At 54.0% G+C, this 25663-nt stretch carries 26 protein-coding genes, 1 tRNA gene and 2 pseudogenes; 18 read left to right on the top strand and 11 right to left on the bottom strand.

Features of this window, described 5'->3' with window-relative positions; translation table 11 throughout:
- Positions 1-435 precede the first annotated feature (435 nt).
- On the top strand, positions 436-1407 hold the full coding sequence (locus JJL52_RS10655; protein ID WP_202052395.1) for a zinc metalloprotease: 972 nt from the start codon (positions 436-438) through the stop codon (positions 1405-1407).
- Between the two features lie 3 nt (positions 1408-1410).
- On the opposite strand, the gene JJL52_RS10650 is transcribed toward JJL52_RS10655, so the two are convergent.
- Positions 1411-1818 carry a hypothetical protein gene (locus JJL52_RS10650; RefSeq protein WP_202052394.1) on the bottom strand — a complete coding sequence of 136 codons (408 nt, stop codon included), beginning with the start codon at positions 1816-1818 and terminating at the stop codon, positions 1411-1413.
- 266 nt (positions 1819-2084) lie between these two features.
- Between JJL52_RS10650 and carA the strand changes: the two genes are divergently transcribed.
- The 3 genes from carA to greA all read left to right on the top strand — a co-directional run bounded on the left by carA (position 2085) and on the right by greA (position 7119).
- Positions 2085-3206 carry a glutamine-hydrolyzing carbamoyl-phosphate synthase small subunit gene (carA, locus tag JJL52_RS10645; protein ID WP_202052393.1) on the top strand — a complete coding sequence of 374 codons (1122 nt, stop codon included), beginning with the start codon at positions 2085-2087 and terminating at the stop codon, positions 3204-3206.
- Positions 3207-3309: 103 nt separating this feature from the next.
- Positions 3310-6537, top strand: a complete 3228-nt coding sequence (gene carB / locus JJL52_RS10640; protein ID WP_202052392.1) for a carbamoyl-phosphate synthase large subunit — start codon at positions 3310-3312, stop codon at positions 6535-6537.
- A gap of 102 nt (positions 6538-6639) precedes the next feature.
- The gene (greA, locus tag JJL52_RS10635; protein WP_202052391.1) at positions 6640-7119 is read left to right on the top strand and encodes a transcription elongation factor GreA; all 480 of its coding nucleotides are present in this window, start codon (positions 6640-6642) and stop codon (positions 7117-7119) included.
- Between the two features lie 44 nt (positions 7120-7163).
- Here greA and yhbY read toward each other — a convergent pair whose 3' ends face one another.
- A complete protein-coding gene (gene yhbY, locus JJL52_RS10630; protein WP_202052390.1) occupies positions 7164-7493 on the bottom strand; it encodes a ribosome assembly RNA-binding protein YhbY in 330 nt (109 codons plus the stop codon).
- Between the two features lie 49 nt (positions 7494-7542).
- Here yhbY and rlmE point away from each other — a divergent pair, with 49 nt between their 5' ends.
- The 12 genes from rlmE (at position 7543) to JJL52_RS10570 (ending at position 17793) form a co-directional block, all read left to right on the top strand.
- Positions 7543-8160: a 23S rRNA (uridine(2552)-2'-O)-methyltransferase RlmE gene (gene rlmE / locus JJL52_RS10625; protein ID WP_202052389.1), complete on the top strand. Its 618-nt coding sequence runs from the start codon at positions 7543-7545 to the stop codon at positions 8158-8160.
- Between the two features lie 180 nt (positions 8161-8340).
- Entirely contained in the window at positions 8341-10254 is a 1914-nt protein-coding gene (ftsH, locus tag JJL52_RS10620; protein ID WP_202052388.1) for an ATP-dependent zinc metalloprotease FtsH, read from the top strand.
- A gap of 161 nt (positions 10255-10415) precedes the next feature.
- On the top strand, positions 10416-11756 hold the full coding sequence (gene glmM / locus JJL52_RS10615) for a phosphoglucosamine mutase (protein ID WP_202052387.1): 1341 nt from the start codon (positions 10416-10418) through the stop codon (positions 11754-11756).
- 55 nt (positions 11757-11811) lie between these two features.
- Positions 11812-12558, top strand: coding sequence for a triose-phosphate isomerase (gene tpiA / locus JJL52_RS10610; protein ID WP_202052386.1), 747 nt, complete (start codon positions 11812-11814; stop codon positions 12556-12558).
- 16 nt (positions 12559-12574) lie between these two features.
- A complete protein-coding gene (gene secG, locus JJL52_RS10605) occupies positions 12575-13048 on the top strand; it encodes a preprotein translocase subunit SecG (RefSeq protein ID WP_202052385.1) in 474 nt (157 codons plus the stop codon).
- Positions 13049-13071: 23 nt separating this feature from the next.
- Positions 13072-13156: transfer RNA gene (locus tag JJL52_RS10600), tRNA-Leu, on the top strand.
- 184 nt (positions 13157-13340) lie between these two features.
- Complete coding sequence (locus JJL52_RS10595; protein WP_202052384.1) at positions 13341-13478, top strand: hypothetical protein; 138 nt, start codon at positions 13341-13343, stop codon at positions 13476-13478.
- Positions 13460-14719, top strand: coding sequence for a tyrosine-type recombinase/integrase (locus tag JJL52_RS10590; RefSeq protein ID WP_202052383.1), 1260 nt, complete (start codon positions 13460-13462; stop codon positions 14717-14719). Before JJL52_RS10595 ends, JJL52_RS10590 begins: the two co-directional genes overlap by 19 nt.
- 384 nt (positions 14720-15103) lie before the next feature.
- Positions 15104-15343: a hypothetical protein gene (locus JJL52_RS10585; RefSeq protein WP_202052382.1), complete on the top strand. Its 240-nt coding sequence runs from the start codon at positions 15104-15106 to the stop codon at positions 15341-15343.
- Between the two features lie 14 nt (positions 15344-15357).
- Positions 15358-15498 carry a hypothetical protein gene (locus JJL52_RS10580; RefSeq protein WP_202052381.1) on the top strand — a complete coding sequence of 47 codons (141 nt, stop codon included), beginning with the start codon at positions 15358-15360 and terminating at the stop codon, positions 15496-15498.
- 1012 nt (positions 15499-16510) lie between these two features.
- Positions 16511-16693 (top strand): hypothetical protein, encoded by a 183-nt coding sequence (locus JJL52_RS10575; protein WP_202052380.1) that lies wholly within the window; start codon positions 16511-16513, stop codon positions 16691-16693.
- Positions 16694-17175: 482 nt separating this feature from the next.
- Positions 17176-17793 (top strand): MarC family protein, encoded by a 618-nt coding sequence (locus JJL52_RS10570; protein ID WP_202052379.1) that lies wholly within the window; start codon positions 17176-17178, stop codon positions 17791-17793.
- A 98-nt stretch (positions 17794-17891) separates the two neighbouring features.
- Here JJL52_RS10570 and JJL52_RS21390 read toward each other — a convergent pair.
- Positions 17892-18476 (bottom strand): annotated as a pseudogene (locus JJL52_RS21390) (outer membrane beta-barrel protein).
- A 13-nt stretch (positions 18477-18489) separates the two neighbouring features.
- Positions 18490-18735 (bottom strand): hypothetical protein, encoded by a 246-nt coding sequence (locus JJL52_RS10555; protein ID WP_202052377.1) that lies wholly within the window; start codon positions 18733-18735, stop codon positions 18490-18492.
- 376 nt (positions 18736-19111) lie between these two features.
- Between JJL52_RS10555 and JJL52_RS10550 the strand changes: the two genes are divergently transcribed.
- Together JJL52_RS10550 and JJL52_RS10545 are read left to right on the top strand one after the other, a co-directional pair.
- Complete coding sequence (locus JJL52_RS10550) at positions 19112-19594, top strand: inorganic diphosphatase (protein ID WP_202052376.1); 483 nt, start codon at positions 19112-19114, stop codon at positions 19592-19594.
- 106 nt (positions 19595-19700) lie between these two features.
- The gene (locus JJL52_RS10545) at positions 19701-19916 is read left to right on the top strand and encodes a hypothetical protein (RefSeq protein ID WP_202052494.1); all 216 of its coding nucleotides are present in this window, start codon (positions 19701-19703) and stop codon (positions 19914-19916) included.
- Between the two features lie 16 nt (positions 19917-19932).
- On the opposite strand, the pseudogene JJL52_RS21385 reads toward JJL52_RS10545, so the two are convergent.
- The 7 genes and pseudogenes from JJL52_RS21385 to JJL52_RS10515 all read right to left on the bottom strand — a co-directional run.
- A pseudogene (locus tag JJL52_RS21385) lies at positions 19933-20134 on the bottom strand (IS5/IS1182 family transposase); the annotation flags it as partial.
- Positions 20135-20282: 148 nt separating this feature from the next.
- Positions 20283-21128, bottom strand: coding sequence for a calcium-binding protein (locus JJL52_RS21580; RefSeq protein WP_202052375.1), 846 nt, complete (start codon positions 21126-21128; stop codon positions 20283-20285).
- Positions 21129-21231: 103 nt separating this feature from the next.
- Positions 21232-22425 carry an iron-containing alcohol dehydrogenase gene (locus JJL52_RS10535; RefSeq protein ID WP_202052374.1) on the bottom strand — a complete coding sequence of 398 codons (1194 nt, stop codon included), beginning with the start codon at positions 22423-22425 and terminating at the stop codon, positions 21232-21234.
- Positions 22426-22431: 6 nt separating this feature from the next.
- The gene (locus tag JJL52_RS10530) at positions 22432-22728 is read right to left on the bottom strand and encodes an antibiotic biosynthesis monooxygenase (protein ID WP_202052373.1); all 297 of its coding nucleotides are present in this window, start codon (positions 22726-22728) and stop codon (positions 22432-22434) included.
- A gap of 143 nt (positions 22729-22871) precedes the next feature.
- Positions 22872-23516 (bottom strand): c-type cytochrome, encoded by a 645-nt coding sequence (locus JJL52_RS10525; protein WP_202052372.1) that lies wholly within the window; start codon positions 23514-23516, stop codon positions 22872-22874.
- Between the two features lie 2 nt (positions 23517-23518).
- The gene (locus JJL52_RS10520; protein ID WP_202052371.1) at positions 23519-25141 is read right to left on the bottom strand and encodes a b(o/a)3-type cytochrome-c oxidase subunit 1; all 1623 of its coding nucleotides are present in this window, start codon (positions 25139-25141) and stop codon (positions 23519-23521) included.
- Positions 25134-25661, bottom strand: coding sequence for a cupredoxin domain-containing protein (locus JJL52_RS10515; RefSeq protein WP_202052370.1), 528 nt, complete (start codon positions 25659-25661; stop codon positions 25134-25136). The genes JJL52_RS10520 and JJL52_RS10515 overlap by 8 nt, the downstream gene beginning before the upstream one ends.
- Positions 25662-25663: the final 2 nt, after the last annotated feature.

The following is a 25663-nucleotide window of genomic DNA, read 5'->3' as shown; positions in this document are numbered from 1 at the left end:
GCACGACGGCAGGGATGCAGGAAGTAGGCAATCCAGGAGCCCTATTGCCGAGGAGCAAATCGCAGCCCCTGCAGTCGTCCGGCAATCCCTGCCGGAATGACGCGTTTTCCTTCGTGTCTTCCTTACGAAGGCCATATACCCAAAGCGAAAATGCTCTAGCGATCAGGCTGCCGAGTTAATTCGGATAAGCAGCCGCTTTGTATGCCGGTTTTTCCAATCTCCTTTTTGAATTCCGGATTGGTTTTCAGCGCTTTATCAGAATTAAAGTCAATGGCAAGCCCTTCCTTTTTCTCTTGACTGATGTGTTTTTATCTGGTAAAAGAAAATTTCTGTCAATTCAAAAAACTCAACCGCAGCAGGGGATATATCGACGAGATACCTGATCATCTATTGAAATTACGCACCGACATACCAAGGATTATTTAAGGAGGGGTTATGTCTAACAGGACACTTAAAGTTTCTTCTAAAGGAAAATCTCACATCTTCTCACGAGTTACCCTATTGATAGGCGCAATAGGAACACTCTCTCTGTCAGCCGCAAGCCAAGCGGATGGCTCTAAAGCTTTCAAAATTGGAGAGAATGAATGGACGAGCCAAAGTGCATTTGTCGAAAACGGTTTTCGTTGCGGTACCATTCATCCCGATGCCATTGCTATGCGCAAAATCAATAACGCGATGCGAAAAAGGGCCAGGCAACGCAAGCTTAGTACCACCGCCATTCCGGAAGCGGTCGTTCCCATTTACTTTCATGTCATTACTTCACAAACCGGGGAGGGGGACGTACAGGATACGGCCATTAATGCCCAGGTAGCGATACTCAATGCCGCTTATGCGGGAGCGGGGGGCGGATTCGGGGTTCGTTTTGATCTTGTCGAAGTGGATAGAACCGCAAACGATAGATGGTATGCGATGAGGTCCGGGTCCGTGGTTGAAGAAGAGGCCAAAACCGCGTTACGCAAAGGCGGGGCAGACGCACTGAACCTGTACAGTGCGAATACCGTCGGCGGTATGCTCGGATGGTCGACATTTCCGGCGTCCTACGCATCAAATCCTAAGAATGACGGCGTGGTGGTGTTTTTTTCATCCCTCCCCGGCGGCAGCGCAGAACCTTACAATTTAGGCGATACCGCAACGCATGAAGTCGGACACTGGTTAGGCCTTTACCATACTTTTCAGGGCGGATGTAGTAATAATAAGGGGGATCGTGCCACAGATACGCCGGCGGAGCGTTCTCCTTCTTATGGCTGTCCTGTAGGTCGGGACACGTGTAAGGGAAAAAAATTTCCCGGGATAGACCCGATCAATAACTTTATGGACTATTCCAACGACGCCTGCATGGACAGTTTTACGAGCAGCCAGCGCGATCGGATGGCTGATGCTTGGATCGCTTACCGAGCAAGGCTTTAGAGTTCATTCCTTCGGCGGTAGCCAGTCAATGACAGGTAATTGATTGTCGCTGCAAACCCAGGCAGCGGCTCGAACTCCTTGCTGCAGTCGGCCGGGGGAAATTTCTACCCGTTGCCAGTCCGATGGTTCAAAAGTTTTTCCTTCGATCAGATAGAGAGCAGCGGAATCCTTCTGCTTGGTATGGGGTAGGCGGACTGTTTCAAGGGTGCCCCAGTCGGTTGCGATGTGCAGTTCAGTATGGTCGGCCATGCGTTGATACTCGACGACTTTACCCGTATAGCTGGTGAGATGATCGTAAGAGCAGTCTACTCTGGCTGGCGGTATCAAGCGAGAAGGATTATCTTCGGCAAAGGCAGTTTGCGACGGTAGCAGCAAAACAAGGAACGAGATCTTGATGGAGGGGGCAGGCATTTTTTCCTCCTTATCCGGTTTGGTTTACTTGAGAGGCAAGCATCCTGCAGGTCTCTAGTCTGTTGGATGCCGCCTGAAAAGTCAAACCCTCAAAGCGGAGTCGCCCGCCGAAAGATAAAAGTGCGGCAATCCGCCGAAAATTCGCCTCTTCCCAAAATTGTTAATGACCAAAACCCGATAATTTCGTAAAATTACACGATTTCAATTTTGTAACGGGATGCGTTCGTACGGATTCATCCCGTTTTGCGCATTTAGAGGTGACGTGTTTGACTAGACCGGCTTTATTGGTTTTGGAAGATGGTACAGTATTTCAGGGAACGTCGATCGGCGTCGGCGGCTGTTCGGTCGGCGAGGTCGTGTTCAATACCGCGATGACAGGGTATCAGGAGATTTTGAGCGATCCTTCTTATGCCCGGCAGATCGTGACATTGACCTATCCGCATATTGGCAATACCGGCTGCAACAGCGAAGACGACGAGTCCGCGCAGGTGTTCGCGAGCGGTCTGGTGATTCGGGATTTGCCTGTTTTGGCGAGCAATTTTCGCTCCGAACAGACTTTGCAGCAGTACCTGGAGGCCAATCGGGTGGTCGCGATTGCCGATATCGACACGCGCAAACTGACCCGCCTGCTGCGCGACAAAGGCGCTCAGCGCGGTGCGATCGTTGCCGGCGAGACTGCCGACATCGAAGCCGCGAAAGCCGCGATCGAAAGTTTTCCCGGCCTGAAAGGGATGGATCTGGCGAAGGTGGTATCGGTCACCGAAACTTACGAGTGGAGCGAAAATACCTGGCAGCTCGGCAAGGGGCACGCCCAGGCCGAAAATCTGGCCAAGCATGTAGTCGCATACGACTTCGGCGTGAAACGCAATATTTTACGCCTGCTCGCGAACCGCGGCTGTCGGGTGACGGTGGTGCCGGCCGAAACGCCCGCCGAAACCGTGCTGGCAATGAAGCCGGACGGCGTTTTCCTGTCTAACGGTCCCGGAGACCCGGAACCGTGCACCTACGCGATCGAAGCGATCCGGAAAATTCTCGAAACCAAAACGCCGGTATTCGGCATTTGCCTCGGCCATCAGTTATTGGCCTTGGCCAGCGGCGCGAAAACCGAAAAAATGAAGTTTGGGCATCACGGCGCGAACCATCCGGTGCAGGAAGCCGCAACGGGACGGGTGATGATCAGCAGCCAAAATCACGGTTTTGCGGTCGATAAAAACAGCCTGCCTCCCAACCTGGTACCGACTTTTTATTCGCTGTTCGACGGCAGTCTGCAGGGAATTGCACGTACCGATTGTCCCGCGTTCAGTTTTCAGGGTCATCCCGAGGCGAGCCCCGGACCGCACGATGTCGAACCGTTATTCGACGCCTTCATCGAGTTAATGAATCAATAAAAATACAGGCGAAAGGCCAAAGGCGAAAGGTTTAAAAGGGTTGACTCGATCTACCTTTTTTCCTTCGCCTTGGGACTTGCGCCTTTAGCTTAGATTTTAAATCATGCCAAAAAGAACCGACATCAAATCGATTTTATTACTCGGCGCAGGCCCGATCGTGATCGGCCAGGCCTGCGAGTTCGATTATTCCGGCACCCAGGCCTGCAAGGCGCTGCGTGAGGAAGGCTACCGGGTGATCCTGGTCAATTCGAATCCGGCCACGATCATGACCGATCCGGACATGGCCGATGCGATCTACATCGAGCCGATCGACTGGCAGACGGTCGAAAAGATCATCGAAAAGGAACGTCCCGACGCGATCCTGCCGACGATGGGCGGACAGACCGCGCTGAACTGCGCACTCGCGTTGGATGCGAACGGCGTGCTGGAAAAATACGGCGTCGAGATGATCGGCGCGACCAAGGAGGCGATCAATAAAGCCGAAGACCGCGAACTGTTCAACCAGGCGATGCGCAAAATCGGCTTCGAAGTCGCCAGATCGAAAACCGCGCATTCGCTCGAAGAAGCGCTGGCCGCTCAACAGGAGGTCGGCTACCCCACCATCATCCGACCGTCGTTCACGATGGGCGGCAGCGGTGGCGGTATTGCCTATAACCGCGAGGAATTCATCGAAATCTGCGAGCGCGGTCTGGATCTGTCGCCGACCAACGAACTTCTGATCGAAGAATCGGTGCTCGGCTGGAAAGAGTACGAAATGGAAGTCGTGCGCGATTCGAAAGACAACTGCATCATCGTCTGTTCGATCGAAAACTTCGACCCGATGGGCGTGCATACCGGGGACTCGATTACGGTTGCGCCTGCACAGACGCTGACCGACAAGGAATATCAAATTCTGCGTAATGTCGCGGTGGCGGTGCTGCGCGAAATCGGCGTCGACACCGGCGGTTCGAACGTGCAGGTCGCGATCAATCCGGAAAACGGTCGATTGATCGTAATCGAAATGAACCCGCGCGTGTCGCGTTCATCCGCGCTGGCCTCGAAAGCAACCGGTTTTCCGATCGCCAAGGTCGCTGCGAAGCTGGCGGTCGGCTATACGCTCGACGAATTGCAGAATGAAATTACCGGCGGCAAGACCCCGGCCTCTTTCGAACCGACGATCGATTATGTCGTAACCAAGGTGCCGCGTTTCACGTTCGAAAAATTCCCGCAGGCCGACGACCGCCTGACTACGCAAATGAAATCGGTCGGCGAGGTGATGGCGATCGGCCGCACTTTCCAAGAGTCCCTGCAAAAAGCGTTGCGCGGGCTCGAAATCGGGATCAGCGGCCTCGACGAAATCATCGACATGCAGGAAGTCGACGCGCATGAAAACATGCAGCGCGAACTGCGCCACCCGGGGCCGCACCGCTTGCGCTACGTCGCCGATGCGTTCCGGCACGGCATGTCGTTCGAAGACGTGCATGAGGCCAGCAAGATCGACCCGTGGTTTCTGGCGCAGGTTGAAGATTTGGTCGTGGCCGAAAAATCGCTGTCGACCAAAACGCTCGCGACGCTGAAGGAAGGCGAACTGTTCCGGTTGAAGCGCAAAGGCTTTTCGGACCAGCGCTTGGCCAAGCTGCTCGGCGCGACCGAATCCGAAGTCCGCAACGTCCGCCATAAATTGGGCATCCGTCCGGTCTATAAGCGGATCGACTCGTGCGCAGCCGAATTCGCCTCCGATACCGCCTATCTGTATTCGACCTATGAGGAAGAGTGCGAGGCGCGCGTTTCGGACCGCGAAAAGATCATCATCCTCGGCGGCGGGCCCAACCGGATCGGGCAGGGCATCGAATTCGACTATTGCTGCGTGCATGCGGCAATGGCACTGCGCGAAGACGGCTTTGAAACAATCATGGTCAACTGCAACCCGGAAACGGTATCGACCGATTTCGATACTTCCGACCGGCTGTATTTCGAGCCGTTGACCCTCGAAGACGTGCTCGAAATCGTGCATATCGAAAAGCCGAAAGGGGTGATCGTGCAGTACGGCGGCCAGACACCGCTGAAACTGGCGCGTGCCCTGGAAGCGGCTGGCGTACCGATTATCGGCACTTCGCCCGACTCGATCGATCTGGCGGAAGACCGCGAACGCTTCCAGAAACTGCTCGAACGCCTGAATTTGAAACAGCCGCCGAATGCGACCGCGCGTTCGGTCGAGCAGGCGCTGAATGCGGCGAAGGATTTGGGTTATCCGCTGGTGGTGCGGCCGTCCTATGTACTGGGCGGACGGGCGATGGAGATCGTGTTCAACGAGGAAGGCCTGCAGCGCTACATGAAAGAGGCGGTCACCGTGTCGAACGATTCGCCGGTGTTGCTGGATCGTTTCCTCGACGATGCGGTCGAAATGGACGTCGATGCGATTTATGACGGCGAGAATGTCCTGATCGGCGGTCTGATGGAACACATCGAGCAGGCCGGCATCCATTCGGGCGATTCGGCCTGTTCGCTGCCGCCTTATGAATTGTCTCTGGAACTGCAGGACCGCCTGCGCGAACAGGTGCGCGCACTGGCCGAAGCATTGGGCGTGGTTGGCCTGATGAACACGCAGTTCGCAATCCAAGGCAACGACATCTATGTGCTGGAAGTGAATCCGCGCGCTTCGCGGACCGCTCCTTTTGTCTCGAAGGCGACCGGCTACCCGCTGGCAAAAATCGCCGCGCGCTGTATGGCAGGCAGATCGCTGGCCGAGCAAGGGGTGACCGAGGAACGCATTCCGGACTACTATTCGGTGAAAGAGGCCGTATTTCCGTTCGTAAAATTCCCCGGCGTCGATCCGCTGTTGGGGCCGGAAATGAAGTCGACCGGCGAAGTGATGGGTGTCGGCAAAACCTTCGGCGAAGCGTTTGCGAAATCGCAGCGTGCGACCGGCATTAACCTGAATCACAGCGGCAAGGTATTGATCAGTATCCGTGATGCGGACAAGGCAAAATTGCCCGAAGTCGCACGCATGCTGACCGAAAAGAAATATCAGATCGTCGCGACCGGCGGCACCGCAAAGGTGCTGCAGGAGGCCGGTATTCCTTGCGAAGTGGTATACAAAGTGAATCAGGGCCGGCCAAACACGGTCGATATGATCAAGAACGGTCAGATTCAGATGGTCATCAATACAACGGAAGGCAAGAAGGCGATCGCCGATTCGTTTACGATGCGCCGCGAAGCCTTACAGCACCGGGTCAACTATTACACCACGATGGCCGGGGCGAAGGCGGCCTGCTATGCGCTTGGCGAACTCGAGGCCGGCGATGTGAATTGTCTGCAGGATTTACATCGTAGCGTTGCCGATTCGCAGTAGACCTGTTCCGGCCGCAAATGCGTGCCTTGCGGCCGGCCTTGACGCGTGTGAATTGTGAATTCCCCAAAATGGAATATAAAAAATGTTGGAGTTGGAAATTAAATGACTACAAAAGTACCTCTTACCGTGAAAGGCGCGGAAAAGTTGCGCGCGGAATTGGAAGAACTGAAAACGGTGATTCGTCCGCGTATCATTCAGGCGATTGCGACTGCGCGCGAGCACGGGGATCTTAAGGAAAACGCCGAATACCATGCGGCGCGCGAACAGCAAAGCTTTGCGGAAGGCCGAATCAAGGAAATCGAGGCGAAACTGTCGAATGCGCAGGTTATCGACGTGACCAAGCTCGATCCGAACGGCAAGGTCGTGTTCGGTGCGACTGTCGAAATCGAGGATCTCGATTCCGGCAAAACAGTGACTTACCAAATCGTCGGCGAAGATGAAGCCAACATCAAGGAAGGCCGCATTTCGATCGGTTCGCCGATTGCCCGTGCCCTGATCGGAAAAGAAACCGGCGATGTCGTGACGGTGAAGGCGCCGAGCGGCAATGTCGAGTATGAAATTATTTCGGTTGAATATATCTAAATGCGGATACAAGGTTCAAGGGACGTGGACCTTGAACCTTGGTTTTACCGGCGGTGATTAAAAGCCTTTTTAGGCTTCGGTTTTTTAGGGGGTGCCGCTTTTTTAATCCTCTTTTCAGGATTGGGTCGATATAGGACGGCGATCTGCCCGATCATTTGAATCAGTTCAGCTCCTGTCGCGGCGACAATTTCGTCACCGATCGTTTTGCGGTCTTCCCGTTCGGCCCGTATTCTGACTTTTAGCAATTCGTGACAATCGAGCGCAATTTCGATCTCGGCCAATACGGCAGGCGATAGTCCGGCTTGCCCGATCATGATTACCGGCTTATGGCTGTGCGCTTCGGCCCGGAGCCGTTTCTTATCCGTTGAGTCCACTCAGTTTTCCTAAAACAAAAATATTTATTTTACACGAAATCATTCTGTTATGGCCCGAACAAAAAGCAGCACCCGCTGGATGCAGGAACATTTCGACGACGAATACGTCAAAATGGCTCAGAAGCTCGGTTATCGTTCGCGCGCGGTTTTTAAACTGAAGGAAATTCAGGACAAAGACCATATTCTGAAGCCGGGTATGCGAATCGTCGATCTCGGCGCGGCGCCGGGCGGTTGGTCTCAGTACGCCAAACAGCTTCTCGGCGACCAATGCCAGATTATCGCGCTGGATATTCTGGAAATGGAGCCGATTGTTGGTGTCGAATTCATTCAGGGCGATTTTCGCGAACAGGCGGTATTCGATCAATTGATGCAGGTGCTCGAAGGCAAGCGCGTCGATCTGGTGATGTCGGACATGGCGCCGAACATGAGCGGCAGCAAGGGCGTCGATCAGCCTCGCTCTCTCTATCTCGGCGAACTGGCGCTGGAAATGGCGCAGTCGGTGCTTGCAAAAGACGGCGCCTTTCTGGTCAAGTTGTTCCAGGGTGAGGGTTTCGAGACCTATTGCAAGCAAGTGCAGCAATCGTTTTCCAAGGTGCTGATCAGAAAACCGAAAGCCTCGCGTCCTCGCAGCAATGAAGTTTATTTGCTCGCGCGGGGCTTTAAATAGAGAGAAAGGACCCCCATTATTCCCAACTGATAACAGAAAACAGACCCAAACCGCTCGTGATGCTGCCGACACAGGAAATATCGGCAGCCAATGTGGGGCTCTGCCGTTATTCTGCTGTTATAATGATGTCTAAGTATATTACGAGAGCCATAAGGGCCCAGGTCGTGTAAATTGAACGAAATGTTGAAAAATGTCATTTTATGGGTGGTCATCGCCGTCGTGCTGATGTCCATTTTTAACAATTTCGGTCCGCAGATGGATGGCGCGGATTCGACATTGTCTTACTCCCAGTTTATCGAAGCGGTCAAATCCGGTCAGGTCAGCCAGGTGATGATCGACGATCAGGTCGTTAAAGGCAAGCTGCAGAGCGGCCAAATTTTTAGAACCTATGCGCCGAACGATCCGCACATGGTCGATGATCTATTGGCGAATGGGGTCGACATTAAGGCCACGCCTCCCGAACAGCCTTCGTTGTTGATGCAGCTCCTGGTTTCGTTCGGACCGATGTTGCTGTTGATTGCAGTGTGGGTATTTTTCATGCGGCAAATGCAGGGCGGCGGCGCCGGCGCCCGCGGAGCGATGAACTTCGGCAAAAGCAAGGCGCGCATGCTCGAAGAAGACCAGATCAAAGTCACCTTTGCCGATGTCGCCGGCTGCGACGAAGCGAAGGAAGAAGTCGTCGAGATGGTCGATTTCCTGAAAGATCCAGCCAAATACCAGCGTCTGGGCGGCAAGATTCCGCGCGGCGCGCTAATGGTCGGTCCGCCGGGCACCGGTAAAACCTTGCTGGCCCGGGCGATCGCCGGCGAGGCGCGAGTGCCTTTCTTTACGATTTCCGGATCCGACTTCGTCGAGATGTTCGTCGGCGTCGGCGCTTCCCGAGTGCGGGATATGTTCGACCAGGCGAAAAAGCATGCGCCCTGTATCATCTTCATCGACGAAATCGATGCGGTCGGGCGGCAGCGCGGTGCGGGCCTCGGCGGCGGCAATGACGAGCGCGAGCAAACGCTGAACCAATTGCTGGTTGAAATGGACGGTTTCGAAGGCAACGAGGGCATCATCGTGATCGCCGCGACCAACCGTCCGGACGTGCTCGACAAGGCGTTGCTGCGTCCGGGGCGCTTCGACCGCCAGATCACGGTCGGCCTCCCGGATGTCAGAGGTCGCGAGCAAATCCTGAAAGTGCACCTGAAAAAGGTACCGACCGACACCGATGTCGAAATCAAATATATCGCTCAGGGCACACCGGGGTTTTCGGGCGCCGATCTGGCGAACTTGATCAACGAAGCGGCCTTGTTTGCGGCACGGTCGAACAAGCGTCTGGTCAACATGGTCGATCTCGAGAAAGCTAAGGACAAGCTGATTATGGGCGCGGAACGCCGTTCGATGGTGATGAACGACAAAGAAAAGAAAATGACCGCTTACCACGAGGCAGGCCATGCGATCGTCGGCCGGCTCGTGCCCGAGCATGATCCGGTGTACAAAGTCAGCATCATGCCGCGCGGACGCGCGCTCGGTGTTACCATGTTCCTGCCCGAGAGAGATCAGTACAGCGCCAGCAAGCAAAAGCTGGACAGCATGATTTCGAGCCTGTATGGCGGCCGTATTGCCGAAGAGATGATTTTCGGCTGGGAACAGGTCAGTACCGGCGCCTCGAACGACATCGAACGGGCGACCGAACTGGCGAGAAATATGGTCACCAAATGGGGCTTGTCGCAGCGTTTGGGGCCTTTGGCTTACAGCGAGGAAGAAGGCGAGATTTTCCTGGGGCGTTCTGTTACCCAACACAAAACGGTCGCCGAGGAAACTTCGCACACGATTGATGAGGAAATCCGTTCGATCATCGACCGCAACTACGAGCGGGCCGAAAAAATACTGAAAGAAAACATCGATATCCTGCATGCAATGGCCGAAGCGCTGATCAAATACGAGACGATCGATAAGGCCCAGATCGACGACCTGATGACACGGCTGCCGGTTAGGGAACCGCAGGGTTGGGACGATTCCACGCCGCCTTCGCTCACATCGGTCGGCGATGCGAATCCGAAGGACGACAAACTCGGCTCCTTGGGCGAAGCTGCCAAGCAGAATTAGGCCTTGCCTATCCGCGCTAATATTTGACAAATCAGGGGGAGGCGCCAGCCCTGTGGAGCCTCCCCTTTCTTTTTTGCGCAAACCGGAACCGAATGGATTTTTTAATGGCAAACGCAACGCGTTCGCTAATCTCGAATGATTCTCACAAAGAAATGTAGAACATGGCAAAGAAATATTTTGGCACCGATGGGATTCGAGGCACGGTCGGTAATTATCCGATTACGCCGGATTTTTTTTTGAAGCTGGGATGGGCGGCCGGCAAGGTATTCGCGAACGAAGGTTCCGGTTTCGTACTGGTCGGTAAGGATACGCGCATTTCCGGTTATATGTTCGAATCGGCGATCGAATCGGGTTTGACGGCGGCTGGGGTAGGTACCCGCTTGTTAGGACCGATGCCGACGCCGGGTATTGCCTATCTGACGCGCACCTTGCGCGCCAAAGCCGGGATTGTGATCAGCGCGTCGCACAATCCATATTACGACAACGGCGTAAAGTTCTTTTCCGTGAACGGGACCAAGCTGCCGGACGAAATCGAGGAGCAGATCGAGTATTATCTGGATTCGCCGATGACGACAGTCGATTCGTCGAGCCTCGGCAAGGCTAAACGTCAGGTCGATGCCGTCGGCCGCTATATCGAATTTTGTAAGGCCACCATACCCACCAAGCTCGATTTTAAAGGCCTGAAAATCGTGATCGACTGCGCGCACGGCGCGACTTATCATGTCGCGCCGCATGTCTTCCGCGAAGTCGGTGCCGAAGTCACTGTCATCGGAGGGGACCCTAACGGGCTGAATATCAATGACGAATGCGGGGCGACGCAGCCTGAAAAACTCGCGCAAGCCGTATTGGCGCAGCAGGCCGATTTGGGAATCGCCTTGGACGGCGACGGCGACCGGCTGATTATGGTCGACCATAAAGGCGAAATCGTTGACGGTGACGAACTGATTTACATTATCGCCAAATCCCGCCTTCAGCAAGGATTGCTCTATGGACCGGTCGTCGGCACGCTAATGACCAACTTAGGCATGGAAATCGGCCTGAGGCATCTCGGCGTTAAGCTGTTGCGAGCAAATGTCGGCGACCGCTATGTGATGGAAATGCTGACAGAAAACGAAGGCATACTCGGTGGTGAAGGCTCCGGCCATATCATCTGTCTGGACCGGACCACTACCGGTGACGGCATCATATCAGCCCTGCAGGTGCTTGCAGAAATGCACAGCAGCGGGCAGACACTGTACGAGTTAAAGTCCGGCATGCAGAAGTTTCCGCAGGTTCTGATCAATGTAAAAATCGAGGAAAAGATTAATCCGGCTCACTGCGAGCCGATTCAAAAAGCGGTCAAGGCCGTCGAGCAGAAGCTTGGCAACGAGGGCAGGGTATTGCTGAGAGCTTCGGGGACAGAACCACTGATCCGGGTGATGGTCGAGGGCCGTTATGAGGATACGGTCAACGCCTACGCTAATGAACTGGCCGACGCGGTCAGAAGTTCTCTTCGGGCTTGAAAAATGATCAGGTTTCCTTTATCATGCGCGATTTAGTTCTTTGAGAGGGAAAACAATGCGTCGGTCTCTGGTTGTTGGCAATTGGAAAATGAATGGCACGCTCGCCAGCGCAAAATCGCTCGTGGAAGGCATCCTGGCCGGCCTTGGCAATACCGAGGGCGACATTGCAGTTTGTGTGCCTTATGTTCAGATTCCGTCCGTCAGTGAACTTGTCAAAGAAACCCGTCTGGCGTTAGGCTCTCAAAATATTGCCGACAAGGCTTCCGGCGCCTATACCGGCGAAGTATCCGCCGCGATGCTGGCCGAATTCGGCTGCAAATATGCGATCGTCGGCCATTCCGAAAGACGCAGCTACTACGGCGATACCAACGAATCCGTCGCGGCGCGGTTTATACAAGCGCAAACGCAAAATATCGTACCGGTTTTATGCGTCGGAGAAACGCTGGAGCAACGCGAGCGGAACGAAACTTTCGGCGTTATTGACGAACAGCTCGATGCGGTAATCAAAGCCGCCGGCATTGAAGCTTTTCATGGTGCGGTCATCGCTTACGAGCCCGTTTGGGCTATCGGCACCGGCAAAACGGCGACCGATGATCAGGCGCAGGAAGTCCATGCCTATATCCGTAACTATTTCGCAAAGCAAAATCAAGATATTGCAGCCAAATTGCAGATTTTATACGGCGGAAGCTGCAAACCGGATAATGCCAAAGGCCTCTTTGCGATGCCCGACATCGATGGCGGATTGATCGGCGGGGCCTCTCTGGATGCCGATTCTTTCCTGAAGATTTATCACTCGATTTAAGAAGTTTAGACTTTCTATGTATCAGGCTATTATAATAATTCATGTCTTGCTAGGATTGGGCATCATTGGCCTGGTGCTGATGCAGCAAGGTAAGGGCGCCGATGCCGGTGCGGCATTCGGAACCGGCGCCTCGGGTTCGGTTTTTGGCGCTCAAGGCGCTGCCTCGTTCCTGTCCAGAACGACCGCTATTTTGGCTACGCTGTTTTTTACGACCAGTCTCGGTCTTGCCGTATTCAATGGTCACCGCGGCGGCACGACCGATATCATGAGCGAGGCTGCCAGCGATAAAGGAAGCCAGATTTTGCCGGATGTCGAAGGTGCAAAAGTCGATGCTGAAGTTCCTGCCGTGCCTAAGCAGGCAGCTGATACAGTATCGGCGCCACCAGTTCAACCGGCAGCGGAAGTGCCGGCTGCTGACACGGCTTCTAAAGAAGCAGTACCAGTCGCTGAACCGAAAAAAGAAGAGTCTAAGACTGCTGAAAAGAAATAGGCTTTTTTAGAATAGAAATATTTGCCGATGTGGTGAAATTGGTAGACACGCCATCTTGAGGGGGTGGTGACGCAAGTCGTGTCGGTTCAAATCCGACCATCGGCACCAATTGAAGGTTTGAAGAAAACCAAAGAAGTATAAAAACCCGCGAGCCGCAAGGCTTTGCGGGTTTTTTATTGTCCGAAGAAGTGCAACCAAATCCAGCCACATTCGACAAAAAAAGCAGTAACATTTACAGTAACACCTGACGGCCCCGCAAAAGTTACTGCATTTTTTGAACGAGTTACTGCAAATGACCGAAAAGTTACTGCACGCCTCGCCCGATCCAGTCAATTGCCGCATTTCACAAAGCGGCGCTACAGCCTCTTTAAAAGCAGAGTTACTGCAATTTTTGGATGGAGTTACTGCAAAATGGCGAAAGAGTTACTGAAACCCACGACCGTGAGCAATGCCAAACCCGGCGATAAAGACAAACGGCTAAATGACGGCAATGGGCTGTATTTACTGGTCAAGCCGACCGGCGCGAAATGGTGGCGTTTGGATTACTCTATCGACGGTAAGCGCAAAACTTTGTCACTGGGTATTTATCCGGCTACCGGACTTGCCGACGCCCGCCGCAAGGCCGAAGATGCCCGTACCAAAGTCGCCAGCGGCATCGATCCCAGTGACACCCGCAAGGAAGCCAAGGCCGCCAAACAGATCAAGGCCGAGAATCAAAAACGCCTTGAGGCAGGTCTGCCGATTCTGAACAGCTTCGAGCATATTACCCGCGATTGGCTGGCGTCAGTCGGGCATACCGTCAATACAGCGACCCATCAAAAGAAAATCCGCAACTTTGAAATCTACGTCTTCCCGGCAATCGGCCGCATGGCGATCAGTGAAGTCAAATCGCCGCACGTTTACGAAATCATCAAACCGCTGACCGAATCCGGAAAGCTGGAAACCGCCCACCGCATCCGCAGCGAAATCAGCGCGGCTTTCGCCTATGCTATCGCGCATGGATTTACCGACTATGACCCGGCGCAAGCAGTCGCCAAACAGATCCCGGCCACAAAGGTAAAACACAGGGCCGCGCTGACCGATCCGAAAGCAGTCGGACAATTGATGCGCAGCATCGACGGCTATCAAGGCACTTTTGTGGTGCAGTGCGCCTTAAAGATATCGCCGTTGTTGTTTCAACGCCCCGGCGAAATTCGGCAAATGGAGTGGAAAGATGTCGACCTGGCTGCGCGTGAATGGCGGCCGTATATCACCAAAACCAGCGCCTTGCATCTTGTCCCGCTGTCAACGCAAGCGATCGCTATTTTGGAATCCGTCAAGCCCGTGACCGGAGCCGGTCGCTACGTCTTCCCATCGAGTCGTAGCGATCATCGGCCTATGTCCGAAAATACGATCAGAACGGCGTTGCTGACGATGGGCTATGACAGCGATACGATGACGGCGCACGGATTCCGAGGCATGGCGTCAACGCTGTTGAATGAGCAAGGCTGGAGCCCGGACGCGATCGAGCGGCAATTATGCCATATGCCAAGGGATCAGGTGCGGGCCGCCTACAATCGGGCGCAATATCTGGAAGAGCGCCGGCGCATGATGCAGGCTTGGGCGGATTATTTGGATGGATTAAAGAGTGGTGCCGAAGTGATTACGTTTAAAAAATTGGTTACTGGCTGAGTTCGGCCAAAAGCGTACCGCTGTGTTGGTATTGTAAGTGACTTAATTTGTATGCATAGCTGTCTTCCTGGCATTACCTAATTGCACCTAAATTTTGAATGAGGGCTTAATACCTAACTCTTACCACAGTTATTGTGTAAATCTATGTCGCCTTAGGGTCGAACTGAGGCATTCGATGTCAGACTGTGTTGTCGCTCAAATTAAAATCTGTCTGATCAGGTCCGGATTTTACACTTTTAGGCAAGACTGACCCGCTCTAAATCAAGTAAGTCGCTTAATCGTAAAATTTTCTCATTTTCACCGGGAAAATGAGAAAGGTCTTCTAGATAATACCTATCATCTAATACCTATCATCGTTCAACACGGTTCAAGGAGCCGCAACTGATGATAGCGAAAGACGCCAATAGGCAAACAAAACCCGCCAAGACCCGCCAAAAAATCACCTATAAACCTGCCCCGCTGCCGGAAGAAGGCTTTGCCAGGCTGCCTTCCGTTCTGGCTGTCCTGCAAATCTCGAAAACCTCTTTTTATAACGGCGTGAAAGACGGCCGTTATCCGCCGGACAAGCTGTTGACGCCCCAAAACGCGCGTTTGGGACGTCAAGCAAATCCGGAAAATGCTTGAGGAGATCGGGGAGGGTGAACAATGACCGATTTTCCTCCGGACACCATCAAACCGAGCTGCTTGAAACGCCGGCGGAAAAAGAAATGGCGCGTTCAGGGTTTGACAGTAAATATCCACCGGTAAAGCCGGGGGATATTTACTTCTATGTTTTATAAAGACTATTTGCTCCCTCAGGGCCGAAAAAATTGGAGAACGACGATTTTACGACGCAATGGTTTATCTGGCTCATTTGTTCGGTTTTGGGTTGGAAAAAGCGACCCAATTGGGGATATTTAGGGCAGTTTGGGGGAGATTCCCCCATTTTTTTGACCACTGGGGGAGCTTGAAAGCCACGCCGCGCCTGGCTTTGCGGCCAATCTCCCCCAATTCCCCCAGTTTTGGCGATATAGGGGGACATATATTTTTTTGAGATATCATCGGGAGTTGAAAAGATAACAATGCGAAGCTTCGACTTTAAAACCAAAGGCGTGAGGCTGGCCTGCAAAACGGAACCCGGGACAACGCCTTTTTTAAAAGATTTATGCCGGCTGCGGCAAACCTTTCAATAAGAGGAAAGGCCGCGCGCGTTCTGGCAGTCACTTTGCCCGGCAATCGCCAAGGATTTGTCTGCGCATACTGTCGAGGGAGAGCCGATCCTGCCGATCCGGGTCCTTTTCCCAGGGCGTGCAGTACGTCAGCGATGCCTAAGGCGGTTAAGTTAACATTTTGAGTTGATTAGCAAGGCTTTTTTCTGATTTTCTTGTGAATGAATCGGGGCCAAAATTCAGGGGGTTAAGTGCCGCTGCCCCAAGGGCTTAAAAAATCATGGCGGCCTCATGTTCGACAAAAAGGCCTTTAATATCCGTAGGGTACATTTTTGTACCCTTTCTGGCAGGCCCGGACCTTGCCCGCGGCCCGACGGCGTATTGTGTTCGGCCGGCAAAGCCTTCAGTATTGGGGAAATTGCCGTTCTCGGCAAAATCGACAGAAATATATTAAATATCAATCAGATCCAGTTTTGGATTGCCATTCATCATGCATAAAGAGAAATAGGATCGGAAATGAAATTCAATCAAACCAAGTGGGAGGCGATGCAACTGCGCAAAGCCGGCCTACACAAAATCATGCACGTGATCAACAGTGATTGGGATTATGCGAGACTCAAGGCTCTGTCTACGGAGGTTATGAATGGAAGCCGATAAAATCAAGCAAAGCCTGGCAAAAATCCGCAACCAGGCGCTGCAACAGTTCCAAGATATTCGCGCAGAAATCGTCGGCATCAATGAAGAGCTGCATTGGCTCGACCATGCGCTGGCCGCCATCGACCGCTTCGTCAAGACGCAGGCCGGCAACAGCAGCCGAGTAAAGTAATTTCCGCTGTTGGGCCCCCTCACCATGCAACGCATGTTGCACGACATGGCCAAACGCGAAGCCGAACACATCGAATCCGGTCTTCCGCTGGCCGAACGTCCCGCCATGAAAGCGGCTCTACAGCAGCGCAAATAGGCTCTGGAAGTCGAGGGAGAGGCGCTGATTTGCTCGGCCGAAGAACTTACCGCGACAATGAGGCGTAGAGTCCGCCAAGAGTTGCAAGGCACTTCAGAAAACCGGGGCAACCCGATTTTTTATGCTTGAATCTGGTCGATGATCTATATAAGAACCGGATTAATGCTATCGCCCCCAAGAGGACGTTCAATGGAAATCTTTCAACGTCCGTTTAACACCCATAAGCAGTCAGTGTTAAGATAAACAGGAACTGTTCATCTTCCAGTTTTGGATGATATACGAAAACTGTCTAATACCTTGTTAGGCGTCCACGGAGCGCACCTTAACGGGAACCGAAAAAATTACACATGATCGAGAAGGCAGTTAAAGATTTCCTGACGCTGTGGGTGACTATCGAGCCCGTCGGAACAGTGGTGCTCTTTGCATCACTCTCCGTGCGTTTCTCTGCGCTGCAGCGGCGCAAGGTCGCACTGAAAGCCGTAGTTTACTCGACGGTGATTTTGTTGGCCTCCATCGTCGTCGGGCAGGTCCTCCTGGCAGCCATGCAGGTTCAATTGATTTCGCTGCAAGTCGCGGGTGGACTGATCTTGTTCTTGTTTGCACTGCAGATGATTTTTGGCTTCCCGCAGGATCCGTCCACGGCGCCGGAAGAGGGGCACGACATTTCGGTTTACCCGCTGGCGGTGCCCTCCATCGCCGGAGCCGAGGCAATCATGGCTGTGGTCCTCCTGACCGATAACCACGTTTACCCAATCTCGACGCAAGTCATAACCGCAGGCGTCGTCGTTCTCATCATGGCCATCACTTACGGGTTGATGCTGCTGGCGGAACCCATTGTGCGCCTTATCGGGAGAAACGGTGCCGCGATCTTGGAGCGTGTTACAGGGATGGTTTTGGCAGCGCTGGCGATTGAGTTGATTATGGAGGCTATTGGTGTGGCACGCTGGATAAGCCCTGCTTCATGACATTTGTTCTTGTCCCCATCATCACAACCGCTCATTAATTTTAAGCCGCCTCTCCGTTCTCAATACGCCAAGTTTTAAAAGAAACGCACTGAGATAAGTCAGGTTGTCTCGAGCGTCTCGCTGACATCGCCATTCAGCACTGAAAAACTGAACGAGGTGGCATTGTCCTCGTCGGTCCAGTTAAAGCCGCCGAGATAACTCCAGGCCCCGAACTGCCGATCGAAATTATCCGCACCGGTCACGGCGCCCGAATAGAAGGTCAGGTTGCTTTGCAGCGGATACGACACTAAGGCGCCGGTATGGGTAAACGGCGAGGACTTCATGCTGTAGGAATGGGAATAAAAGAAGTTGGGCGGGGAGGCGACCGATTCATAGCCGATGATGCTGTAGAAGCGCCCGAGCTTAGCGGTCAGCCCGTTCCCGAACGGTGCGTAGATTTCCTACAGTTGCGGCAACGCCAGTTTGTAGAAGCGCAGATCGTGATCGTCGATCAGGTGCTGATCCCAGTGGTCGGTCGCCTGGGTAAACGGGCTATCGAGGCCGAACATCCCATCGAAGCGCCCGCCGAGGCCCCATTCATCGGCCGTCGTTACCGTTTGCCGTTCCACAAACAAGTTGAGCTGTTTCAAGTTGAATTCGTTCGCCCGGTAATTGAACGAGACCGGGGCGTTCGAATGGGCCACGGGATGGTCGGGATTATAAATTGCCGCCTGCGGCTACCCAGCCCCCGAGGGAAAGCCGGATGTCTTGAAGCCACGCGGCAGCGTTAATGTCTTTCTCGGTTAAAGCCTCAATCAGTCCTGCTGGCTCTTGGATTTTCCTCGCTTCTCCATAGGTCGTATGGCACAAAAACGCTAAACCGGCGATTGCCTTGATCAGCCGCGAGGGGCTATCTAGGTCAAAAATTGACAGGGTTTGCGGCACACTCACACTGATTTTCACGAAAATATCCGGGCTGATTCGAAGGAAGGTTATCATTCAGCGCATCAATTAGGAGTTTGTTAAAAACAGCATCTCACGACACGCTTGATCCGCTTAGTTTAAGAAATCCGGCGTAAAAATGGCGTAAAGAGACCATGCAAAGGGAACAAGCTGGATTCAAATGGTATTAATTCAGACTCGATTTGACAATTTTGTATCTTAGTCCGGATTGAACCTAACATGGGGAGTTTTGTTGCGACCATTTTTTGCCGGTCGAGGTATGCTCCGGAGTGATGGGTTCATGCCCGAAGCTGCGCATGCATCACGCCCGCCATCACAAACGAGCCAATACTCAAGTCAAAGAAAAAGAAAAAAATCGACAATTACCTTTATACCCATGAATTCAGTCAACATCGATCAAGACGCGCCTTTAGTTGAAGTTGTCATTGAGATTCCTCGCGGGAGTTTTTTGAAGCGGGGATCGAATGGCGAATTGGATTTTATCTCTCCCGTACCCTGTCCCTTCAACTATGGCTCGATCTCGGCCTTTAATGGAATGGACGGTGATCTTTTGGATGCGGTAGTGCTTGGTCCGCGCCTTCCTGCCGGTGTGACAGTAAGCGTTCAGGTCCGCGGCGCCGTTCGGATGATTGACCGAGGCTTCTATGATGACAAACTGATCTGCAGTCATGTACCGATTTCTCCCGGGACACAACGGCTGATTCTTCTATTTTTTAAGCTCTATGCCAAAGCCAAAAGTGTAATCAACCTGGCAAGAGGCCATAAGGGACGCAATTGCTGTGAAGGTTGGTATGAGGCCGAGGTTGCCTTGGCCAGCGCAACACGTCGAGCGAATATTGACGGACAGGCTCCCCGATAACTTAGCGTGTGCCTGATTAGGCGAGAGGAGATTGAGATGAATTTTTGAAGCCGGCAGCTCAAGTCCAGATTTTCTGCAAAAGACGCAAGATGAACCCGTACCGCTTGTGGAGGTGGAATTATTCGCGGGGACTGAGGCGCATGACAGCCCTACGCCGGACCCAGAAAGCGGGCGTTTCGATGTGTTTGAAAAAGTCGGGCGACTGGAGTGGGATACCTTATTGTTCTTCTACGGGGCGATGATGGGGATCGGCGGCTTGGGTTTCATCGGCTATCTGGATACAGCCTCCCAACTGCTGGGCAAATATCAGCCGCGAAGGTAAGGATACAAGCAGGGTTTCAGGCCCTGATAGCCTCAAGCAAAGCTGGAGTGCCTAGGATGTTCATGACTCGCTTCATAGTGTAGGCCAGCACCTGCAAGGCTCATTTCCGCACTGACGTTTTTCAGTGCCCGGGCCAGAAAATGCGTTGAGCCCATCCAGGCTTTGATCGTGCCAAACGGATGTTCCACGGTCTGGCGACGGAGGCGCATGCTGTCGGGCGTTGATACCAACAAACCGCCCAGAATCAAGAGAAGCCGGAAGCCTAAGCGATGTTGACCGATGCAGAGCATCCGCGCCTTCTATCTCAAAGCAAAATTGGCCGATAAGGGATTAGCCGAGGCAAAAAAAGCTGAGTAATGTAACGCATCATCTATTTGGCGAATCGCGTCTATCTACTCGATTATTAAAAATATTGGGCTGGTCGGCGCCGTCGACATCGTCAATCGCGTCGTTGCCAAGTCCGCCATTGAAGGTTTCGAAACCGGCGTCATCGTCCAGATCATCGGAACCGTTGCCTCCATTCAAGGTATCGTCGCCGTCGCCTCCGGTCAGCGAATCGTCACCGTTGCCGCCGTTAAGGGTATCGTTACCGGGGCCTCCGCCCAGCTGGTCTTTGCCGTTGTCGCCGTTGATAGTGTCGTCGTCTTCGCCGCCATCTTCGATGTCCTTGCCGTTGCCGCCCTTGAGCATATCGAAACCCGGACCGCCGTCGATCAAATCCTGGCCGTTATTGCCGTATAAGGTATCGTTACCGGAGCCGCCGTCTATAGAATCGTCCCCATTATTGCCCTCGATGGTATCGTTGCCGAGTTCGCCCGACAAATCATCGTCGCCGCTGCCGCCGGAGATGAAATCATCGCCATCTCCGCCGTCCACCGAATCCGATCCTTTATCGGCGATGATCACATCATTGCCGCCAAGGCCATTGATAATGTCATTGCCGTCCTTTGCACAGATTACATCGCTGCCGTCGGTACCGTTGATCAAATCGTTTCTTTGGGTGCCGATGATCAATTCAGGGCCGCTACCGCCTGTATAGGGCGTATTGGGCTGTACAAAAATTGCATTGGCCGGATTCAGCCCGGCTTTTCGAGCGGCAATTCTGCAGTCCCGAGGAACCAGCGACCTGGCGTATGAGGTTTGAGTAGTGAGAACTACTGCGCCAAGCACCCCCAGGACGCAGGCGGATTTTATGAATTTATAATCGGACATAAACGGCTCCGTCGCTAAAAGTTAGAATTCGAGAGGCTGTCGCTCACTTGGCGTCAACGGAAGAAATTCGGACCTTATCGCTTAAAGTCCGGACAATTCATTTTTAAAGCCGCGCTGCCAGAATCGCTTCAATTTCGCCGTCGGTCAACACGACCGGATTGGTTTGCATGCTGCTGCCCCGACTGTTCGAGATAATCAGGGGAAAATCTTCCATACGAATACCGTAACGGCTCAAACGCGGCAATTGTAAGCGTTCGCTCCACTCGGTCAAGAGTTCGACCAGCGCCGAGCGGGCAGCCGTATCATCTGTGTCGTTGTATCCCGTCAAGAATCGCCCAACCTCCGCATATTTGACCAGGGCTCGATGGTTCGGTTCGCGCACCTGCATCGCTTCGATATTGATTCGGGTTGCGGCGGCTACTAAGGTGCCGCAGACCACGCCGTGCGGGATCGGAAAATAAGCGCCCAATGGCGAGGCAAGGCCGTGCACAGACCCCAGCCCGACTTGCGCGAGGGTAATGCCCGACAGCAGGGAAGCATAAGCCATCGCGCCGCGGCCGTGGCCTGCGGCCGGCTCAATCCCTTCCCATGCCGCAAAAAAGCCTTCTTTGAAAGCCTTCATCCCGCTCCAGGCCAGCGCGTCGGTAAAAGGATTGGCTTTGCTCGAAACGTAAGACTCCAGCAGCTGAGTGAAGGCGTCCATGCCGTCTGCCGCGATCAGTTCGCGCGGACAACTCGTCAGCAGGTCGGGGTCGATCACCGCGTATTCGGGGATCAGGCATTCGTCGCGGAACGATTTTTTGAAACCGTCCGGCCCCTGCACGCTCAAAACGGCATTTTTCGTCGCCTCGCTGCCGGTGCCGGCGGTCGTCGGCACGGCGATAAACGGCGTACTCTGGCCCAGGTAAGGCACATTTTTGCCGACGCCTTCGAGGTGGTCCATCACCGAATTGCCGTGCGGCAGAAGGCCCGCGATCGCTTTGGCTGCATCAAGCACGCTGCCGCCGCCGATCGCCACGACCACTTCGACGCCTTCGCAGCGGAACCGGCTTACCGCCTCATCTACAAGCATCGGCGAAGGCTCGCCGGAAACGATAAAATGCAGCCAGCGCAAGCCTTTGGCTTCCAGCGCCCCGGTAAAAGCCTGCCAGCGCGGCGTTCCGTAAAACGAGCGTTTACCGGTCACCAGCAAAGCCGTCCGGCCATAGACGGCGGCCAGCGCGGGGACCTCGTCGATACGCCCGCTGCCGTAATGGATGCGCGGCAGGCGCGAGATCGAGAAAGGGGCAAATTGCATAGGCTTTTACCCTTTTGGAAGCAGGCCGTTATAACGGACGCCCTGGCGAGGCTCGGCCATCCAGTCCGCTACCATGTCGCGCCAGGCCAGATAATGGGCGGTTTCTTTATGAGCCGCCGCGTCTTCGTCCGTTGCATAGGCTTCGTACAGAATAAACTGGGCAGGATTTTCCGGAGATTGCAGGACATCGAAACGGCGGTTGCCCGGCTCCTGGATGGAAGCCTCATGGTTCAGCCGGATGGCGGCAATAAAATCGTCGATGCGGTCGGGTTTGACCTGAACGTGGACCAAGGTAACGTGCATGATTTCACCTAAACAACAATGAACAGGGCCGCCATTATACTGCACGCAAGGCTTTTGATTTTGCCGAATTTGCGCAAGAAATCCGGCAGCCCAGGGAAAAGCATCCGTTTCCCTGGGCTGGACGGCGCCGGAATTCGGAAGGCCTACTTCAAGCTTTGGTAATAAACGGCCAATTCTTCGATTTCCTTTTCGCTCAGGGTTTTCGCGATTAAACGCATTTTACCGTAAACGTCGTTATGGCGGCTGCCGTCCTTGAAGGCGTTCAAAGTGGCTTTCAGATACTCGGCTTGTTGCCCGGCCAACGCGGGGATGTCGAGTTTCTGACCTTCACCGTTATTGCCGTGGCAGACTTCGCAGGGGACAAGCAGACGTTCGTTCTCGCCTTGCTTCACCAGGGCCTCGGCGCGTTTCAGCGTCTCTTTGCCATACGGTGCAGGGGGCGGCGGCAGCGAGGCGAACCAGGCCGAGAGATCGGCCATGTCTTGCTTGCTAAGCCCTTTCGCGATTCCGGCCATCAGCGGGTTGTCGCGGCTGCCGTCTGCATAGTCCTGCAATTGTTTGAATAAATAAGTCGGCAATTGGCCGGTCAGCGACGGATAGTCCGGGATTGAACTGATGCCGATTTCGCCGTGGCAGGCGGTGCAGTTCGCGGCCAGTTCGCGGCCTTTGTGCGCATTGCCTCCCTTTACGAAATTGAGTTGCTCTGCGGTCCACGCAACCTGGGAGGAAGGCGCGGCGCTTGCGAGTATCGGTGCCGCCAGAATCAGAGAGAGCCATAATCTGTTCATACTCAGTATCCCCATGGGCTGGAACCGTAGGTTTTCATTAAGAAGAATTGCGCGATCGGATAACCGAAGGCGACCAGCATAAATCCCGCAATTACCCAGTTCCACAATGCAAAACTGTTCAGGTAGGCCGGCAGCGTTTGAACCGGGCGGATCGGCTCGGCGTATTCGATTTCGCCGTCGTAGGGTTCGGTCGCGTTAAACTGGGTCTTCGCGAGATTGTAGATCAACAGACCTGCCGAACCGACCAGGATCAGTCCGCCGAAAATCATCGTGATCTCATAGGGTTCCCAGGACAGCGTCAGCAGATTGTTGTAATGGACGCTGTCGATCCGCCGCGGCTGGCCTAACAACCCGAGAATATGCCAGGGTGTCGTCAGAATCACCATTCCGATGAACCAAGCCCATAATTGAATTAGTGCCAGGCTGTGCGAAAACAGCGGTTTGCCGGTCAATACGGGCCAGAAGTAATAAGCGATCCCGAAATACATAATGATCGTGGTACCGCCGAAAATCAGGTGAAAGTGCCCCGGAATCCAGGCCGTGTTGTGCACCATCACATTCATCGCATAGCTGGCATTGATCAGGCCGCCGAAGCCGCCCAGGATCAGCATCAGGAGTGAGAGAATCATCGTCAGCACCAGGGGATTGGTCCAAGGCAGGGCGCCGATCCAGCCGAACAGTTTTTTGCCGCCGTTCAGCCGGCCGGCAATTTCCAGGGAGGCAATGACCGTGAAGGCGGTAATAAAGGTCGGCAGAGTCACTACGAAGGTGCCGATCGCATGCAGCATTTTCCAGCCGTGCCCTTGTTCGGGGTCCATATAGATATGGTGAAAGCCGATCGGCAGGCTGAACACCACCAGCAGGATGAAAGCGGCCCGAGCCAGTTCGTCACTGAATATATAACCGCCCGCCTGTTTCGGCACCAGGCAGTAAAAGGCGATATAGGCCGGAATCAGCCAGAAGTATACGATCGGATGCAGCGTCCAGGCAAACAGGGTTCGTGCGAGGCCCGGATCGATCGTATCGATCCAGCCGAGCGCCCATGGGATCAACTGGAACAGCACCTCGACAGCTACACCGACGCTGGTCCAGAGCCAGAGGATCGCATTTGCGGCGGTCGCGAACATCGCGAGCGGCACCGGCCGTTCCGGATTCGCCTTTTTCCACTGCACGTACATGACGAGCATCTCGACGCACCAGAACCAGGAACCGACAACCAGCAGCGTTGCGCCGATGTAAAACAGCACGTGGGCCTGCATCGGCGGATAGAAGGTGAACAGTACCGAGGCGGCGCCGGTCAAGAGGGGCAGGGCGGCCAGTACGACGCCAAGCAGCGACACCCAGAAACCGGCCCAGGCGAACGTCTTGTTCCAGACCGGCAGCTTGAGCGTGGTCGTCGCGACGTAATAGCCGAAACCCATGATGAAAAACGTGGTCAGCACGAACGCCATCAATACGCCGTGGGTACTGGTCGACGCATAATAGACTTCGCGGGACTGAATCGCAGGGATGAAGCCGCTGCGCTCGACTACCTGATAGATGCCCATCAGACAGGCCAACGCGAAGGCGATAAACGCAACCCAGAAATGGGACAGCGCCAGTTGTTTTTCGACGGCATTATTCATGGTTCACGTCTCCTTGGGGGTGTTTGAGGGCTGCCCACTGCGCCTTGCCGATCACCTTGATGTTGTTCCACATATGCGCATGGCCCATCCCGCAGTATTCGTTGCAGATTAACGGATACGCGCCCGCATGATGCAGCACGGTCTTGACCTCGGCGACATAGCCCGGCACGATCATCGTGCCCATGTTGGTCATCGGGATATGCACGCCGTGAATCACGTCCTGGCTGACCATCCGGAACGTCAGCGGCGTTTCGGTCGGCAGCACGATGTCCTGCGGATAAAAACCGTAACGGCCCGCGACGAGCCGAACGGTGATATTGCCGGCCGCGTCTTCCTGGACTCCGAGCTTGTCTTCGGCAAATTCCCCACTCAAATGCAGGGAAGCGGAGTCGATCGTTTCGATATGGCTCGGCGCGTGGATGCCCTGAAAAAACGCGGAGCCGAGAATCACTAACACGAACAGGCCGGCGATCCCGAGCGAGACGGCCGCCCATCTTTTTTCCAGTCGATCGATATGCATAA

The organism is Candidatus Methylomicrobium oryzae (assembly GCF_016745425.1).
Taxonomy (GTDB): domain Bacteria; phylum Pseudomonadota; class Gammaproteobacteria; order Methylococcales; family Methylomonadaceae; genus Methylomicrobium; species Methylomicrobium oryzae.
This window is presented reverse-complemented; position numbering and strand designations above follow the sequence as displayed.

What these genes read in the sequence shown, in the direction of transcription:
- JJL52_RS10650 (WP_202052394.1), bottom strand. Translation starts at nt 1,818, where the DNA reads ATGCCTGCCCCCTCCATCAAGATCTCGTTCCTTGTTTTGCTGCTACCG.
- JJL52_RS10570 (WP_202052379.1), top strand. Translation starts at nt 17,176, where the DNA reads ATGATCGAGAAGGCAGTTAAAGATTTCCTGACGCTGTGGGTGACTATC.
- secG (WP_202052385.1), top strand. Translation starts at nt 12,575, where the DNA reads ATGTATCAGGCTATTATAATAATTCATGTCTTGCTAGGATTGGGCATC.
- JJL52_RS10575 (WP_202052380.1), top strand. Translation starts at nt 16,511, where the DNA reads ATGGAAGCCGATAAAATCAAGCAAAGCCTGGCAAAAATCCGCAACCAG.
- JJL52_RS10520 (WP_202052371.1), bottom strand. Translation starts at nt 25,141, where the DNA reads ATGAATAATGCCGTCGAAAAACAACTGGCGCTGTCCCATTTCTGGGTT.
- JJL52_RS10530 (WP_202052373.1), bottom strand. Translation starts at nt 22,728, where the DNA reads ATGCACGTTACCTTGGTCCACGTTCAGGTCAAACCCGACCGCATCGAC.
- JJL52_RS10655 (WP_202052395.1), top strand. Translation starts at nt 436, where the DNA reads ATGTCTAACAGGACACTTAAAGTTTCTTCTAAAGGAAAATCTCACATC.
- JJL52_RS21580 (WP_202052375.1), bottom strand. Translation starts at nt 21,128, where the DNA reads ATGTCCGATTATAAATTCATAAAATCCGCCTGCGTCCTGGGGGTGCTT.
- glmM (WP_202052387.1), top strand. Translation starts at nt 10,416, where the DNA reads ATGGCAAAGAAATATTTTGGCACCGATGGGATTCGAGGCACGGTCGGT.
- JJL52_RS10550 (WP_202052376.1), top strand. Translation starts at nt 19,112, where the DNA reads ATGAATTCAGTCAACATCGATCAAGACGCGCCTTTAGTTGAAGTTGTC.
- tpiA (WP_202052386.1), top strand. Translation starts at nt 11,812, where the DNA reads ATGCGTCGGTCTCTGGTTGTTGGCAATTGGAAAATGAATGGCACGCTC.
- JJL52_RS10590 (WP_202052383.1), top strand. Translation starts at nt 13,460, where the DNA reads ATGGCGAAAGAGTTACTGAAACCCACGACCGTGAGCAATGCCAAACCC.
- JJL52_RS10595 (WP_202052384.1), top strand. Translation starts at nt 13,341, where the DNA reads ATGACCGAAAAGTTACTGCACGCCTCGCCCGATCCAGTCAATTGCCGC.
- ftsH (WP_202052388.1), top strand. Translation starts at nt 8,341, where the DNA reads ATGTTGAAAAATGTCATTTTATGGGTGGTCATCGCCGTCGTGCTGATG.
- rlmE (WP_202052389.1), top strand. Translation starts at nt 7,543, where the DNA reads ATGGCCCGAACAAAAAGCAGCACCCGCTGGATGCAGGAACATTTCGAC.
- greA (WP_202052391.1), top strand. Translation starts at nt 6,640, where the DNA reads ATGACTACAAAAGTACCTCTTACCGTGAAAGGCGCGGAAAAGTTGCGC.
- JJL52_RS10515 (WP_202052370.1), bottom strand. Translation starts at nt 25,661, where the DNA reads ATGCATATCGATCGACTGGAAAAAAGATGGGCGGCCGTCTCGCTCGGG.
- JJL52_RS10585 (WP_202052382.1), top strand. Translation starts at nt 15,104, where the DNA reads ATGATAGCGAAAGACGCCAATAGGCAAACAAAACCCGCCAAGACCCGC.
- carB (WP_202052392.1), top strand. Translation starts at nt 3,310, where the DNA reads ATGCCAAAAAGAACCGACATCAAATCGATTTTATTACTCGGCGCAGGC.
- JJL52_RS10535 (WP_202052374.1), bottom strand. Translation starts at nt 22,425, where the DNA reads ATGCAATTTGCCCCTTTCTCGATCTCGCGCCTGCCGCGCATCCATTAC.
- JJL52_RS10525 (WP_202052372.1), bottom strand. Translation starts at nt 23,516, where the DNA reads ATGAACAGATTATGGCTCTCTCTGATTCTGGCGGCACCGATACTCGCA.